Here is a 14,393-nt window from a genome sequence, read left to right as displayed (position 1 = left end):
GTAATAAGTCTTAAGCCAAAAATCCCTAGTTGAAAAGTTCTTTCAACTAGGGATTTTTTCTTTGTGCTTCTTTGAGCCTTAGAGTCTTTGTGGCAAAATGCAAAACATCATAAGCAAAGAAATACAATACCTCCTCCGATTAGGATATATTTGCCGCCGTTAATAACCCACTCAATTGGTTATCGTTCATTTATGGGAAATAAGAAATTACAGGTTTGGTTGCCTTTGCTGCTGTCTATAATGATGGTGATAGGCATGATGATAGGGTATCAATTGCGGGACAAGACAAACAATGGCGACAATGCAGCATTTTTGAGCAACGCCAAAAAAACATCTGTACAGGAAATATTGCAATTGATAAAAGAGCGTTATGTAGATGCAGGTAAAGCGGACAGCATCAACCAAATAGTGATTGATGATTTGCTTGCACACTTAGACCCTCACTCGGCTTATATACCTTCCAAATATCTGAAAGATGCCAATGAAGACTTGCAAGGTAATTTTCAAGGGATAGGCATTGAGTTCCAAGTATTCAATGATACAGTAAACGTAGTAAACGTAATAAAAGACGGCCCTGGCGAAAAAGCAGGCTTGCAAATAGGTGATATGCTGGTTAAAGCAAACGACACAATCGCCTTGACTGGCAAAAAAGCCACCAACGAGGAAATCAGGAATAGCCTGCGTGGCCCCGCTGGTTCGTCTGTAAAAATTACCATTGTCAGGGATGGTAAGCCGCAAAACATTACTGTAACGAGGGGCAATATACCCGTGCCTACCCTTGATGCGGCTTATATCATTGCCCCGGAAACAGGCTATATCAAAATCAACAAATTTGGCGACAGGACGTATGAGGAGTTTATGCAAAGCCTAGACAAACTACAGCAGCAAGGCATGAAAAAACTAATACTGGACCTGCGTGGCAATGGGGGCGGCCTACTGAATGAAGCCACTGCAATAGCAGACGAATTTTTAGATGGCGATAAATTGATTGTTTACACAGAGGGGGCTCAATCGCCTAGGCACGATTATAATTGCAGGAAAGACGGCCTTTTTGAAAAAGGTAAACTAGCGGTACTAATAGACGAAACATCGGCCAGTGCCAGCGAGATACTTAGCGGTGCCTTGCAGGATTGGGATAGGGCTACCATTATTGGCAGGCGCAGTTTTGGCAAAGGGTTGGTGCAGCAACAATTCCAGTTGAGCGATGGCAGTGCAGTACGCCTTACAGTTGCTCGTTATTATACCCCATTGGGCAGGAACATTCAAAAGCCTTATACCAACAAGAGTAAGAGCGACTATGACGAAGAGTTAATAGACCGTTTGCATAATGGTGCATTGTTAAAAGCAGATACAATCACCAAAAAAGGTAAGGCATTCAAAACGCCGGGTGGGCATATTGTGTATGGTGGTGGTGGCATAACGCCAGATATTTTTGTGCCACTTGCTTTAGATACTTCCAAGGCATCCTTGGCATATATAAAATTGTATTATAAAAACACATTGAATAATTTTGTGTACCACTACTATGTAACCAACAGGCCAGTTTTTCAGAAAATAGCCACGGCAGCTCAGTTGGCACAAGCATTTAACCCCGGTGAAAAGGAATGGCAACTATTGAAATCAATAGCCATGCAGCGTGATGGTGTGGACATATCTTCCGTTAGTGCCACCGAAAAAAACAATATACTAGCCCGCATGAAAGCATTGATGGGTAGGCAGATTGCCCGCAGCGAAGGTTTTTACGAAGTGTATAATCAAACAGACAGCACGGTTGCAAAGGCTTTGGATGTGATGAAATAAAGGTTAGCTTTAGAAAATGAGCCACAAAGACACTAATACACAAAGAGGCATAAAGTTTTAAGGAAAGAGAAATACACGGCATCTAACCTTTTCCTTATTACTTCTTCGAGTTTTCGTGCCTTAGTGGCAAAATCTTAATACCCCTTTAGCAATGCTTTGCGCATCGCTGCCTTTTGAGCTGCTGGAAGCTTTCGCTGGTAATTGTAGAGCGCATTTTCCCATTCGCCATAAGTACTGTTTGGCAATACTATAAACTTCTTGCCCCACTCCTCTCGCATTTTGTCGGTCTCGGCAAAGCGGGCTTCGATGGATTTTTGTTCAAAAATGTCCATAAAATCGTTCAGGTTGTCGCCCAGCATCATGATTACGTTGTATTTCTCAGCCACTATTTTTCGCCTAGGCTCTTTGCCAGAGGTGGTGGTTACAAATAAACAATGGGCGGTATCAGCATCTGGCAAGCCCAGCTTTTGCAGGTTTATCAGGGTAGTCCCTAGTTCGCTTACATTTCTGTTGGAGATATAAAAAATATCTACCTTTTGCCTATGGGCTTCGTTCAAAAAGTCAACTGCACCGGGTACGCCCGTTGCGGCAGATTTGTTTGTCCAATCTTTCCAAGTATTGCTGCTGTATTCCTTACCTTCTTTTATCAGTTGCGCTTCGCAATAGCTATTGTCTAGGATTGTTTCGTCCAGATCGGTAATTATAGCCAATGGCAAACCTTTGTTTTTTTTAGTGGCTTTTATTTTTTCCAGCCGCAAGGAAGCAATGTTGAATGCCTGGTAACACAATGCCCTGTATTCAGATGCGGTTTGCTGCCACAAAACGGGGTATTCTTTTACGGAAGGGGATGCTAGTTCATGCACGGCCTGCATTGGGTTTTGCTGGGCAGCTGCATTTAAGCATGGCAATAAAAGAAATAGGTGTAAGCAGTATTTGTTCATGAATAATATTTTAAAAAAAATGATGGTGCAATATAAATAGACAAGCTACATAAAATGCAATTTATATGAAGAAGGGTAGGTGATAAACGCGCCAACTTCAAATTTCATTGCATCCCTGGCAGCTACTTATTGCAAAAGCGTAATTTATAAAAGCCTTCTTTTTCACTAATTTTACAAATTATCAACCCAATAAAAATGTAGAACTATGAGCATCATAAAAGTCCCACTTCGGTTTGAAGGTTCAAAAGGAGAAAAGATATTCTATGCCCTTTTTGATTGTGGTGCTACCTTTTCCTGTATCCACCCTGATTATGCCGAGGAAATAGAACAAACCAACATATTGCGCCACCCCTTGGAAGTAGCAACCGCTAGTTAAGGGCATTACATGAAAATAGAAGAAGCCATCAGGGCCGATTTTTATTTCAATGAAATAAGGATGTCTGATGAATTCATGGTGGTGCCAGGATTGAGCGAAGAAGCTATTATCGGCGTAACTACCATGCAAAAGTGGCGGATTAAATTAGATTTTGAAAATGACACTGTAATTATAGACCTTAAAATTAACAAATTTATTTTAAAGGAATTTAAGTAAAATTGTAATTCATGCGCTTTACTCAAAAAAAAGTCCCCTTGATAAAATTTACCAAGGGGACTTTTTTTAAATGGGATACATATTTTAATTAACCCAAATATGCTTTCAATGCATTGCTGTAACGTGCTTTTTGCAAACGCTTGATGGCACGTTCTTTAATTTGGCGGATACGCTCCTTAGTAAGGTCGTATTTGGAACCAATTTGTTCAATAGTTACACCGTTTTCTCCATCCAATCCAAAGTAAGCATTTACAATTTCTGCTTCTCTTGGACTTAGTGATTTCAATACACGGCGAATTTCTTCTCTTAATGAGTCTTTCATTACATCATCATCAGTATCATCGCTGCCTTCCAATAAATCACCCATGGCTACATCTTCTGCTTCGTGCACGGGTGCGTCTAAGGAAGTATGGCGGGTATTACTTTGAAAAATGTTGTTGATTTCCGTTTCGCTCATTTCCAAGATGTCGCTAAGCTCTTCAGTTGAAGGTTCACGCTCGTGTTCTTGTTCAAAAGCCATGTAAGCCTTGTTGGCTTTGTTGTAGGTGCCAATTTTGTTTTGAGGCAGGCGGACTAATCTGCCCTGCTCTGCCAACGCCTGTAGTATCGACTGGCGAATCCACCACACAGCGTAAGAGATAAATTTGAAACCTTTTGTTTCGTCAAAGCGTTGAGCCGCCTTGATTAAGCCGAGGTTGCCCTCGTTAATTAAATCGCTAAGGGAAAGCCCTTGATGCTGGTACTGCTTAGCTACAGATACCACGAAGCGCAAGTTGGCTTGCACTAATTTGTCAAGGGCCCTTTGATTACCCATTTTGATTTTTTGAGCCAGCGTTGTTTCCTCCTCGGGAGTGATCATCGGAATTTTAGAAATTTCCTGCAGATACTTTTCTACGGCCTGTGAATCTCTGTTGGTAATCTGTGTTGCTATCTTGAGCTGCCTCATATGTGGGATTTATACTTGCTTGTAGAGTAATAAACATTAATTATGTAACATAAGTTGCACAAATTGTGTTTATTATCTGGCATAACCTGAAAATTAGAAAGTCGGCAAAGATACAACGCTATTATTTATTCCCCCGATTTTTATTGAAAAATATTTTGTGTAATTGAAACTTTAAGGTATTTTATAGTAAATAAGTCTGAGAAATGATGAAATTGCAGGTTGTTATCGGATAAAAAGTATTTATGACAATAGACTTACGCTCAGATACCGTAACCCAGCCCAACCCAACAATGCTGGATACCATGCTCCATGCAAAACTAGGAGATGATGTTTTTGGTGAAGATCCTACCGTGAACGAATTGGAAGCCATGGCGGCAAGTATGTTTGGCATGGAAGCAGGCTTGTTTTGCCCAAGCGGCACAATGACCAACCAGATAGCCATAAAAGTGCATACCCAGCCTGGCGATGAAGTTATTTGCGACAAGCTTTCGCATATTTACCAGTACGAAGGCGGTGGAATCGCTTTCAATAGCGGCTGTTCAGTTCATTTAATAGATGGCGACAGGGGTAGGATTTCTGCTGAACAAGTAAAAGCAGCCATCAATGACGATGCAGATTATAAAGCTTCCAGCAAGCTGGTATCTGTTGAAAACACAACCAATAGGGGTGGGGGAAGCTGTTATGATTTTAAAGAACTAATAGCCATAAAAGAGGTTTGCTTGGCAAACAATCTTTCTTTTCATCTTGATGGGGCTAGGCTTTTTAATGCCATTGTTGCCAATAACGAAAGCCCAAAACAATATGGCGAGGTGTTTGACAGTATTTCTATCTGCCTAAGCAAAGGGTTAGGTACGCCCGTAGGCAGCGTATTGCTAGGCACGAGTTCTTTTATAAAAAAAGCACGGAGGGTAAGGAAAGTCTTTGGCGGCGGCATGAGGCAAGCGGGTATTTTGGCTGCTGCGGGTGTTTATGCACTGGAAAACAATATAAGCAGGCTGGCTATTGACCATGAAAATGCAAAGAAAATTTCAGCGGCATTGGCTGGCAAAGATTTTGCAGGAAACATACTGTCCGTTGACACCAATATCATCATTGCCGAAATAAAAGAAAGGCATATGCCAGCCACATTTGTAGCTGCAATGAAAGAATTGGGAATTTTTTTAATGGCCATTTCGCCCACGCAAATAAGAATGGTGTTACATTTGGGGATTACTAGGGAAATGGTGGATGAAGTGGTGCAGGCTATTAACAATTTGTAAAGTTGGATTGTAGGGATTGAAAAGCAGATTACTACTTGCTTTTTTTGCCACAAAGGCACAAAAACACGAAGAAGTACAAAGGAAAAAGAAGGTTAAAAGGTATTGATAACATAATTTTTCATTGTTTTTTCTTTTCGTCTTCTTCCCTTAAAACTTTGTGCAGCTTTGTGCCTCTGTGGCAGATTAATCAAACTTGCACTTGAGTAGTAACTAAAGAATTATCAATTATTAATTATCAATTGTCAATTACGATAAAAAATTATGTTGCCGAAAATTAATCCTACAAACACGCAGGCATGGTTGCTGCTAAGAAAGCATTACGAAGACGAAATGAGCCGCAAGCACATGAGGGACTTGTTTGCGGCAGAACCAGATCGTTTCCAAAAGTTCTCGCTTTGTTTTGAAGATATTGTTTTTGATTATTCAAAAAATATCATCAATCAAAAAACATTGCAGTTGCTGCTGCAACTGGCTGATGACTGCAAAGTGCCGGAAGCCATACATGATATGTTTGCAGGGTTAAAAATAAATGAAACCGAGCAGCGTAGCGTGCTGCATACAGCCCTTCGCAATTTTTCCGACACCATCATTTTGGTAGATGGGAAAGATATTATGCCCCATATACATAAAGTGCAAAAACAAATGCGGGCTTTTTGTGCTAAAATACATAGTGGCGAATGGAAAGGCTACACAGGCAAACCCATAAAATACATTGTAAACATAGGCATTGGCGGCAGCGACTTAGGACCTGTAATGGTAACTGAAGCCTTGAAGCCTTATTGGGTGGAAGGCATTCAGCCTTATTTTGTAAGCAATGTAGATGGCACGCACATAGCCGAGACCTTGAAAAAAGTAAATCCTGAGGAAACCCTGTTTCTTGTGGCATCTAAAACCTTCACCACGCAGGAAACCATGACCAACGCACTCACGGCAAGGGCTTGGTTCTTAGAATCGGCCATAGATGAAGCCCATGTAGCCAAGCATTTTGCGGCATTGAGCACCAATGAAAAGGAAGTAACCAAGTTTGGGATAGACAAAGCCAATATGTTTGAGTTTTGGGATTGGGTTGGCGGCCGCTACAGCTTGTGGAGCGCTATCGGTTTATCCATTGCTTTAACAGTAGGCTATGACAATTTTGAAGAATTGCTAAAAGGGGCTTATGCCGTTGACAAGCATGTGCAAGCCGAGAAGTTCGACAAAAACATACCTGTGCTGATGGCTTTGATTGGTATTTGGTACACCAATTTCTTCAAAGCGCAAAGCGAAGCCATACTGCCTTACGACCAATACATGCACCGCTTTGCTGCCTATTTCCAGCAAGGGAACATGGAAAGCAATGGCAAAAGCGTGGACAGGAGCGGCAACAGCGTTGATTATAAAACAGGCCCAGTTATCTGGGGCGAACCTGGCACAAACGGTCAGCACGCATTTTATCAATTGATACACCAAGGTACATTGGTAATCCCTTGCGACTTTATTGCACCTGCTATTTCCCACAACCCAATTGGCGACCACCACCAAAAGCTATTATCCAACTTTTTTGCCCAAACCGAGGCGTTGATGAACGGCAAAAGCGAGAACGAGGTGAAAATAGAATTGATGAAAGTGGGCAAGTCAGAAGAGGAAAACAAGAAATTAGTGCCTTTTAAAGCCTTTGCAGGCAACAAGCCTACCAACTCATTCATCGTAAAGAAAATAACGCCTTATACATTGGGCAGTTTGATTGCTTTGTACGAGCACAAAATATTCATCCAAGGCGTTATCTGGAACATTTTCAGTTTCGACCAATGGGGCGTGGAACTAGGCAAGCAATTGGCCAACAAAATACTTCCTGAACTGGAGAACGACGAACCTGTCACATCGCATGATAGCTCTACCAATGGGTTGATTAATATTTATAAGAAATTTAGGGGGTAAGTTTTTTATTGTTTGAAGAAATGGGTATAAGGTGAGAGCTTTATACCCATTTTTTTAGGTTAATTGATTGGCACAATAAATTGGATTTATGCGCAAATAAACATTTGCTTCTTTAGTTTACTACTTGTGGCAATTTCTTATACCTGACCTTTCAAAAATCTAATCATTTCAGCATAGCCTAATTTTTTAGAAAGCGCATTTACGCTTTGGGCTATCCGCTTGGCTTTTGTTTCATCTGTCTTGGCACTTTCTATCCATTTGCTAAAATAGTTCTGGTGGCCTTTGGGCAACGTATTGAAAAAGGCAGTGGCTTTCGGCTCGTCTTCTAGGCAGGCAATAAAATCTGCGTTCAATTGATAGGGGTTTTCGTCAATCTCTAGGCTTATTTTCACTGTATCCCCTTTTATTTTCCCAATGGCTTTTCGCATAGTGGCATTTATAGCCATTATAAAATCCCCCTCTCCCATCGGCACCAAAGCCACCCCTTCAAAATGGGCATTGTCCAGCCCTACTTTTACACGGAAACTTTTCTTATTGTTGGGTTTCAATTTCTGGGCTATTTCAGTAGGTACGTCTATATATGTCCACCCTGTTTTCTCGCCATGCTGTTCATATCTTTTCAGCATAGCTGTAAACTGTACCATCTAGCTTATTTTGAATTTTAAATTTTGACTGATGCATTGCTTCTGACCACATACCACCAACTCGGCTTAAAATGATAAAAGAAACTTCCTTCACGCTGCCATAATATCTTAAACCCTAAAACACAAAACTCCCCCTACACCAAATGCGCACTAAAAACAATCTCGAAGTTACGCATTACCCTTTCTTTTACATCATACAAGGGTACTTTGCTGTTTAGCTCTTTTTGCAGCGAGGTTACCTGCTTGTTTGCAATACCACAGGGGATGATGTTGTCGAAATAACTAAGATTTGTATTTACATTCAAGGCAAAACCGTGCATAGTAATCCATCGGCTACAGCGTATGCCCATGGCACAAATTTTCCTTTCCTTGCCGGGTATGCCAGCATCCAGCCAAACACCCGTTTCTCCAGGGCTGCGATCGCCATCAATGCCATATTCTTCTAGTGTTAGTATGATTACTTCTTCTAGGCAACGTAAGTACCAGCCTAAGTCAGTTTTGAAGTTATCCAAGTCTAGTATAGGATAGCCAACAAGCTGTTCGGGGCCGTGGAAGGTAATATCCCCCCCACGGTTGATATGGAAAAATTCAATGCCTTTTTCTATCCTTTCTTCATCGCTTATCAAAATATTTTCCTCTCGACCGCTTTTACCGAGTGTGTAAACAGGGTAATGCTCCACAAACAACAGGTGGTTGTTTATTTGCTGCTTGTACAAATGAATGTCTGCCTCTGTATGCGCATTGGCTAGCATGCCCTTTGCCTCTACGTTTTGTTTCAGCAATACCTCCTGCAGGTCCCATACTTCTTTAAAATGCCTAAGCCCTAGGTCTTTAAAAAACACCTCTTTCTTCATTCCACAAATTTACAGATAGCCAATAGAAAGCAATAGATAGTTATAAACATAGAAATCACATTTTTTAGTGGGCAGTGGTGATTAGTGAGTGGGCATTAGGTAGTGGTAGGTTGTAAGATATACAATAATTATCTTGCCTACCATAGAAGGTATCTCCATGTAGGGGGATATTGCATACGCTCATTGGCTAAGGCCTATTTTGCAGCAAATGGTTTTTTTATAAAGCTGGTGGTTATAGTTTGTGAAACTATTATTGCCTAAAAACCTCAATAGAGGTTGAAAAATAGTAGCCATGGGTGCAACCCGTGTTAAAAAATTGCTTTTTGTTGCTAACCGTTTCGTTTTTTGTTTCTACAAGCGACAGCATATTGCTTCGAGGCTTGCAGCCTCGTAGCAATATGCTGGGCAAAAAATAAACAAAAACTGCCTCAGCTAGCCAAGGCCAAGGCAGCCTTTAGTTTACAGGTCTTGTTTTATTTTAATAACCTAGATTTTGTGTAAGCGCTATGTTGTTTTTCCTATCTGTATTTGGTATAGGCAAAAGGGCATATTTTTTTAGGGTGCTGATCATTGCCCCAGACCTTGGTATCTGCCCTTTTGTTAAGGTTTGATACCTGTAGTGGTAGTAGGCATAAGTGGTGGTAAGCCTAGTTGATGTTTGATCATGTATCCTAGTAAGATCGAATATCCTGTGGCCTTCAAATGCAAATTCTTTCCTGTTTTCCAATAAAATGGTGGGCATGAAGGTAACTAATGTTGCTTTTGATGAAGTATCTGCTTTTAGTATTTCCTTCCTTGCACTTGTTATGGTTATTAAATCGGGTATGGCGGACTGCACGCCTGAGGAAAGCGCCAACGCTTCTGATCGGATAAGGTACATCTCTGCCAAACGAAAAATTTTGATATTTTCCTGGTAATTGGTGATATTGCTGTATTTATTGATGATATAGGTTGAATCTTCCCCGCCAAAACTATTGCGCCTGCCTGGGGTAATAAAGCCCCTCCTTGCATCGACAGTATCATAAATATTATACATGGTGTCTGGGGCTAGCATTTCGCCATAGCCATTCTGGTTAAATATGTAAGCGATGCTATTGGACCCTTGGTTGTTGTAGGCATTGTTGGCTATTTCAAATATAGATTCGCTATTGCCTTGCGAGTGAAAATCTGACGTAAGCGTTGATGCTGGCAACAATGAATAGCGGGGACTAGCAATAACGATGCTAGCAGCTTGAATAGCATTTGCATAATCTCCTTTATATAGGTAAGCCCTTGCTGCCAATGCATTTACGCTGAAATAATTAAGTCTAATCCTGAACAAAGAAGGGTCAACTGCCCCTTTTATCAATACATTCCCATTTGGGTTTAAATATTGAAGAGCGGAGTCTTTATCTCTAAATATTTGGGCATAACAATCAGCCGTGCTAGACCTTGCAGGGTATTCTACCTCGGACAGGTCGTTAGGGTATGAACCTAAAACAATAGGAACAGCAAAATTAGTAGAATCGGTCATCTTTGTGTAGGAATAAGCAAAAAAACGGGTCAGGTCAAAATATGCCAATGCCCTTGCTGCATAAGCCTCGCCGATAAGCTGCCTGAATTCAAGCGAATCGCTACTTTTTACAGGTACAGCTGGATATTTGTTGATTATGGTATTGGCATTAATAACAATAGAATATAATTGTTGCCATAAAGATAGTGCATAGCCATCCGTTGATGTTACACTTTGGTTGGCATAGCTGGTAAACCTTGCACCCGCTTGTACGCTCCTATATATATTATCTGCCATCAAATCGGGTAATAGCACTGCTGTCCTGCCATAATAATCGCTGGTGGCCATAAGGTAATAAAGCCCATTTACTGCTGCCCTTACATTCTCTACACTGGTAATGGCATCTGCTGCGTAAATATTGTTTGTTGGCGTTATGCTAGTAAAACTTTTGGAGCATGAACCACCCATTACTAGGGTGATAACAATGCAGCTTAGATATTTTAACCTATTCATTTTTACAATTTTATCACTTTCAATAATTAAAAATTAACATTCATGCCTAACAAAAAAGTAATTGCTTTGGGTGGACGAAGGTTTAGCGTTCCATCTACAGGTGTTTCAGGGTCATACAGCAAACGCTTATCTTTTACAAATGTGTAAAGGTTGTTGGCCCTGAAATATATTTTAGCAGTAGCTATTTTTGCCTTTGCCAATACTCTTGCAGGCAAATCGTACGAAAGCATAATATCCCTAAGGCGAATATAACTCCCATCATACAAAAACCGGGAAGAGTTTTGTGTGCTAAGACCTGTTTGTATACCTTCAAAAACGGGGGCAGGCACGTCAGTGATGTCTCCTGGTTTTTTCCACCTGTGAATGTAATCGTAGTAAGGCACATTGCCCGTGGCGCTGAAACCAGCAGAACCATCAGAACTGTTGAAAGTACCGTTGTCGTCCAATACTTTATTGCCCCAGTTATAATAAAATTGTATCAATAATGAAAAGCGTTTATAACTAAACGTATTGATAAGCGAGCCATAGAACTTAGGCAACGCACTGCCCTGGTCGTAATATTTTGCAGAACCCCAGTTGTTTGTAATCACATCCTGTTTCTTGGCTGTATCATACCTTAGCCATTGCGCTTTTCCGTTTGAACTGTCTACACCTGCATAGCTAGGCATATAAAATTGATAATAATCTATGCCCACATGCCTGTCGTACGTGCCCGTGTAAGAACGTGCCAATTTAAGTATGGTATTTTGGTTTGTTGTAAACATAGCCTGTGTTTTCCAGCCAAAACCATCTACCTTTTTAGGCAATATATTAATGGTGTTTACCACTATCTCAAAACCAGTATTTCGCATAGACCCATACCCCCCATTTACCGAAGGTTGACCGCTTGTATTAGGTACTGGGAAAGCTAGTATCAGGTCTGTTGTTTTCCTTGTGTACCAGTCTACCGAAGTAACAATCCTATTTTTTAGGAAAGCGGCATCAAGTCCAATATTCCAAGGATAGTTTTTTTCCCATGTTAGGTATGGGTTGCCAATTTGCGAAAAAATAATGCCAGGCTGATCGTTATACGCAACAGTGGCATCGTATAGGGTGCTAGGACCAAAGTCTGCAAGACCAATGGAGTTGCCGGTTTTGCCATAGCTACTCCTCAATTTCAGGTCGTAAAGCCATTTGATGTTTAAAAAACTTTCTTTAGTTATATCCCATCCTGCACCCACGCTCCAGAATTGATCGCTTTGTTTCACATATCCAAACTTAGAAGAACCATCGTTCCTAAAAGAACCAGAAATATAGTATCTATTTTTAAATGTATATGTTCCATTTACAAATTGCGATACTAGGCTGCTTTTAGTAGGCGTGCTAGACTGCCTAGAAGGGATTGCTGAAACAGCAATTGAATACAAATCCCTTACTGCCAAATTGCTGCCGGTAGCACTTAAATTATGGCCAGTCCTCATGGAAGACTCATAGCCTCCAAATACTTCGAAGTTGTTGTCAATATTTATTGTCTTTTTATACCTAATGATATTCGTCCATACCCAACTAGCTATATCCTGAAAATAATTAGCAACACTACCCCCAGCTGATGCATTTCCATTACCGTAGCGAGGATCGTTGTATTGCAGGTTAAAAGCATAGCTAAAGTCTAAACCAGCGGTTGTTTCATATGTAAAGCCTTTACCTAATTTATAAATACCATTCGATACCCCCCTTAAAACATAAGTTGTAGTCCTGCGTATATCAGCAGTTTGTATAGCCACAGGGTTATAACCGTTGTTGAAATCTATCCGATAGCTGCCATCCTGTAGGTTTTTAGGCGTGAGCCAGCTCTGGAGGCGGTACATAGCCCTAGTTGGGTTTTCGTAAGTTGCCCCGACTACAGAACTATTGGCCAACTGGTAAGCCCCGCTAAAGCCTGCCGAAACAGTAAGCTTGTCCGTGGCTTTGTGGGTAACGCTAATCATAGTTGTTATTTTCTTGTAATCTGTGTTTCTTTGCGTACCATCTTGCTGGAAAAGCCCCCCAGAAATATAGAAAGTTGTTTTTTCGTTACCTCCGCTCAGGTTCAGAGACATATTGGCATACTGACCAGTATGCAATATCTCCTTGAACCAATTGGTATTTACTGTTGTATCAACATGGCTTTTGGTCAATTCTGCATTAAAATCGGCTGGGGCATTGCCCGCATTTGCCCAAGCATTCCTTAGGTAATCAACCATTTGGGAACTATTCAGGGTTTTGTCTTTTGACTGATTGAGGCTATAAAAACTAACGCCAGTTTGTGCCCTGCAGTCAATTATTGTTTTGCCAGCCTTTCCTCTTTTCGTTGTTAGTAATATCACACCATTTGCACCCCTAGAGCCATATAAAGCTGTTGCAGCCGCATCTTTCAAAATTACAGTACTTTGTATATCCATCGCATTGATGGCTGCAATGGTGTTGGAATTTAAACCGTTTGATATATCCCCAGATACTAGTGGCACACCATCCACTACATACAATGGTGTGCTGGAAGCGGTTATCGAACCAACCCCCCTAATCCTTACCGATGGAGCCGCCCCTGGCTGACCTGTACCATTGGTAGATAATACACCTACTGCATTGCCTTGCAAACTTTCCTGGAAAGAGGCACGCGGCACATCTTCCAGCATTTGCTGCCTTACCGTTGTGGCAGAACCTGTAAATGTAGAGCGTTTTTGTGTGCCATAAGCTACCACCACTACATCGTCTAGGTCTGCTGCCGACTCTTGCAAGGCGATTGAAAGGCTAGCTGCCGCATTTACCTTGGCGGTAGTGCTTAAGTAGCCAACAGCAGAGAATTCTAACGTTGCATTGTCTGGTACTAATATAGAAAAAGAACCATCCGCTTTTGTGGTGGTTCCTGTTTTTTGCCCTTTTACTTTTATGGTTACGCCTTCTAGCGGCACTCCATTTTTGCCCGTTACTTTGCCCGTTATTTTCCTTTGTGGCAGGTTTGCATCGTTAATGGATACAAACCTAGGCTCGCCAAACGGCGTTTCTATCAGGTTGAACAATATATTATTGTCGCCAGTACTAGTTGTTGCCCGCTCATTGGTGATAACAAAGGTATTGGCAGATATTTTTTTGTATTTAAGACCTGTATTCTTAAACACTTGCAAAATAATATCGTCTATTTCATTTTTAAAGTCAGGTGCGTTTACCTGTTTGTTGGCTATAGACGAATCGCTAAAAAGAAAGAAGACGCCTTTTTTCTTGTTCAGTTCTTTTAAAACAGAAAAAAGGTTTTGTTTTTGCGTTTTTTCAATCACTTGGTTGCTAACAGCATAGTGAAACACATTCTTGTTAGAAGAATTGTCATACGATTGTGCCGCCCCATCTTTTGCATATACAAATAGCGGCACTATCATGCAAAAATACCCACACACTACATTGGTAGCCTTCATAAACAGT

At 41.0% G+C, this 14,393-nt stretch carries 11 protein-coding genes; 5 read left to right on the top strand and 6 right to left on the bottom strand.

Annotation, left to right across the window (positions count from 1 at the left end):
* Positions 1 to 192: 192 nt before the first annotated feature.
* Complete coding sequence (locus ACHFIY_RS15800; RefSeq protein WP_410847084.1) at positions 193 to 1,800, top strand: S41 family peptidase; 1,608 nt, start codon at positions 193 to 195, stop codon at positions 1,798 to 1,800.
* Positions 1,801 to 1,934: 134 nt separating this feature from the next.
* Here the strand turns inward: ACHFIY_RS15800 and ACHFIY_RS15795 are convergent, their stop codons facing one another.
* Complete coding sequence (locus ACHFIY_RS15795) at positions 1,935 to 2,741, bottom strand: 5'-nucleotidase, lipoprotein e(P4) family (protein ID WP_410847083.1); 807 nt, start codon at positions 2,739 to 2,741, stop codon at positions 1,935 to 1,937.
* A 205-nt stretch (positions 2,742 to 2,946) separates the two neighbouring features.
* Between ACHFIY_RS15795 and ACHFIY_RS15790 the strand changes: the two genes are divergently transcribed.
* Both ACHFIY_RS15790 and ACHFIY_RS15785 read left to right on the top strand, forming a co-directional pair.
* Positions 2,947 to 3,117 carry a pepsin/retropepsin-like aspartic protease family protein gene (locus tag ACHFIY_RS15790; RefSeq protein ID WP_410847082.1) on the top strand — a complete coding sequence of 57 codons (171 nt, stop codon included), beginning with the start codon at positions 2,947 to 2,949 and terminating at the stop codon, positions 3,115 to 3,117.
* A 9-nt stretch (positions 3,118 to 3,126) separates the two neighbouring features.
* Positions 3,127 to 3,333, top strand: a complete 207-nt coding sequence (locus tag ACHFIY_RS15785) for a hypothetical protein (RefSeq protein ID WP_410847081.1) — start codon at positions 3,127 to 3,129, stop codon at positions 3,331 to 3,333.
* Between the two features lie 88 nt (positions 3,334 to 3,421).
* On the opposite strand, the gene ACHFIY_RS15780 is transcribed toward ACHFIY_RS15785, so the two are convergent.
* Complete coding sequence (locus ACHFIY_RS15780) at positions 3,422 to 4,279, bottom strand: sigma-70 family RNA polymerase sigma factor (RefSeq protein WP_410847080.1); 858 nt, start codon at positions 4,277 to 4,279, stop codon at positions 3,422 to 3,424.
* A 242-nt stretch (positions 4,280 to 4,521) separates the two neighbouring features.
* Between ACHFIY_RS15780 and ACHFIY_RS15775 the strand changes: the two genes are divergently transcribed.
* Both ACHFIY_RS15775 and pgi read left to right on the top strand, forming a co-directional pair.
* On the top strand, positions 4,522 to 5,538 hold the full coding sequence (locus ACHFIY_RS15775; protein WP_410847079.1) for a threonine aldolase family protein: 1,017 nt from the start codon (positions 4,522 to 4,524) through the stop codon (positions 5,536 to 5,538).
* Positions 5,539 to 5,799: 261 nt separating this feature from the next.
* The gene (pgi, locus tag ACHFIY_RS15770) at positions 5,800 to 7,455 is read left to right on the top strand and encodes a glucose-6-phosphate isomerase (RefSeq protein ID WP_410847078.1); all 1,656 of its coding nucleotides are present in this window, start codon (positions 5,800 to 5,802) and stop codon (positions 7,453 to 7,455) included.
* Positions 7,456 to 7,592: 137 nt separating this feature from the next.
* On the opposite strand, the gene ACHFIY_RS15765 is transcribed toward pgi, so the two are convergent.
* From ACHFIY_RS15765 to ACHFIY_RS15750, 4 genes are all read right to left on the bottom strand, one after another.
* Positions 7,593 to 8,099 carry a YdeI/OmpD-associated family protein gene (locus ACHFIY_RS15765; protein ID WP_410847077.1) on the bottom strand — a complete coding sequence of 169 codons (507 nt, stop codon included), beginning with the start codon at positions 8,097 to 8,099 and terminating at the stop codon, positions 7,593 to 7,595.
* A 134-nt stretch (positions 8,100 to 8,233) separates the two neighbouring features.
* The gene (lipB, locus tag ACHFIY_RS15760; protein WP_410847076.1) at positions 8,234 to 8,953 is read right to left on the bottom strand and encodes a lipoyl(octanoyl) transferase LipB; all 720 of its coding nucleotides are present in this window, start codon (positions 8,951 to 8,953) and stop codon (positions 8,234 to 8,236) included.
* A 478-nt stretch (positions 8,954 to 9,431) separates the two neighbouring features.
* Positions 9,432 to 10,958, bottom strand: coding sequence for a RagB/SusD family nutrient uptake outer membrane protein (locus tag ACHFIY_RS15755; RefSeq protein ID WP_410847075.1), 1,527 nt, complete (start codon positions 10,956 to 10,958; stop codon positions 9,432 to 9,434).
* 26 nt (positions 10,959 to 10,984) lie between these two features.
* Positions 10,985 to 14,386: a SusC/RagA family TonB-linked outer membrane protein gene (locus ACHFIY_RS15750; RefSeq protein WP_410847074.1), complete on the bottom strand. Its 3,402-nt coding sequence runs from the start codon at positions 14,384 to 14,386 to the stop codon at positions 10,985 to 10,987.
* Positions 14,387 to 14,393: the final 7 nt, after the last annotated feature.

Origin of the sequence: Parasediminibacterium schistidii (genome assembly GCF_046546515.1) — a bacterium.
In the GTDB taxonomy this organism is placed as follows: Bacteria; Bacteroidota; Bacteroidia; order Chitinophagales; family Chitinophagaceae; genus Parasediminibacterium.
This window is presented reverse-complemented; position numbering and strand designations above follow the sequence as displayed.

Excerpts from the sequence above, each read along its gene's own strand:
- ACHFIY_RS15800 (WP_410847084.1), top strand. The coding sequence starts at position 193 with ATGGGAAATAAGAAATTACAGGTTTGGTTGCCTTTGCTGCTGTCTATA.
- ACHFIY_RS15795 (WP_410847083.1), bottom strand. The coding sequence starts at position 2,741 with ATGAACAAATACTGCTTACACCTATTTCTTTTATTGCCATGCTTAAAT.
- ACHFIY_RS15790 (WP_410847082.1), top strand. The coding sequence starts at position 2,947 with ATGAGCATCATAAAAGTCCCACTTCGGTTTGAAGGTTCAAAAGGAGAA.
- ACHFIY_RS15785 (WP_410847081.1), top strand. The coding sequence starts at position 3,127 with ATGAAAATAGAAGAAGCCATCAGGGCCGATTTTTATTTCAATGAAATA.
- ACHFIY_RS15780 (WP_410847080.1), bottom strand. The coding sequence starts at position 4,279 with ATGAGGCAGCTCAAGATAGCAACACAGATTACCAACAGAGATTCACAG.
- ACHFIY_RS15775 (WP_410847079.1), top strand. The coding sequence starts at position 4,522 with ATGACAATAGACTTACGCTCAGATACCGTAACCCAGCCCAACCCAACA.
- pgi (WP_410847078.1), top strand. The coding sequence starts at position 5,800 with ATGTTGCCGAAAATTAATCCTACAAACACGCAGGCATGGTTGCTGCTA.
- ACHFIY_RS15765 (WP_410847077.1), bottom strand. The coding sequence starts at position 8,099 with ATGGTACAGTTTACAGCTATGCTGAAAAGATATGAACAGCATGGCGAG.
- lipB (WP_410847076.1), bottom strand. The coding sequence starts at position 8,953 with ATGAAGAAAGAGGTGTTTTTTAAAGACCTAGGGCTTAGGCATTTTAAA.
- ACHFIY_RS15755 (WP_410847075.1), bottom strand. The coding sequence starts at position 10,958 with ATGAATAGGTTAAAATATCTAAGCTGCATTGTTATCACCCTAGTAATG.
- ACHFIY_RS15750 (WP_410847074.1), bottom strand. The coding sequence starts at position 14,386 with ATGAAGGCTACCAATGTAGTGTGTGGGTATTTTTGCATGATAGTGCCG.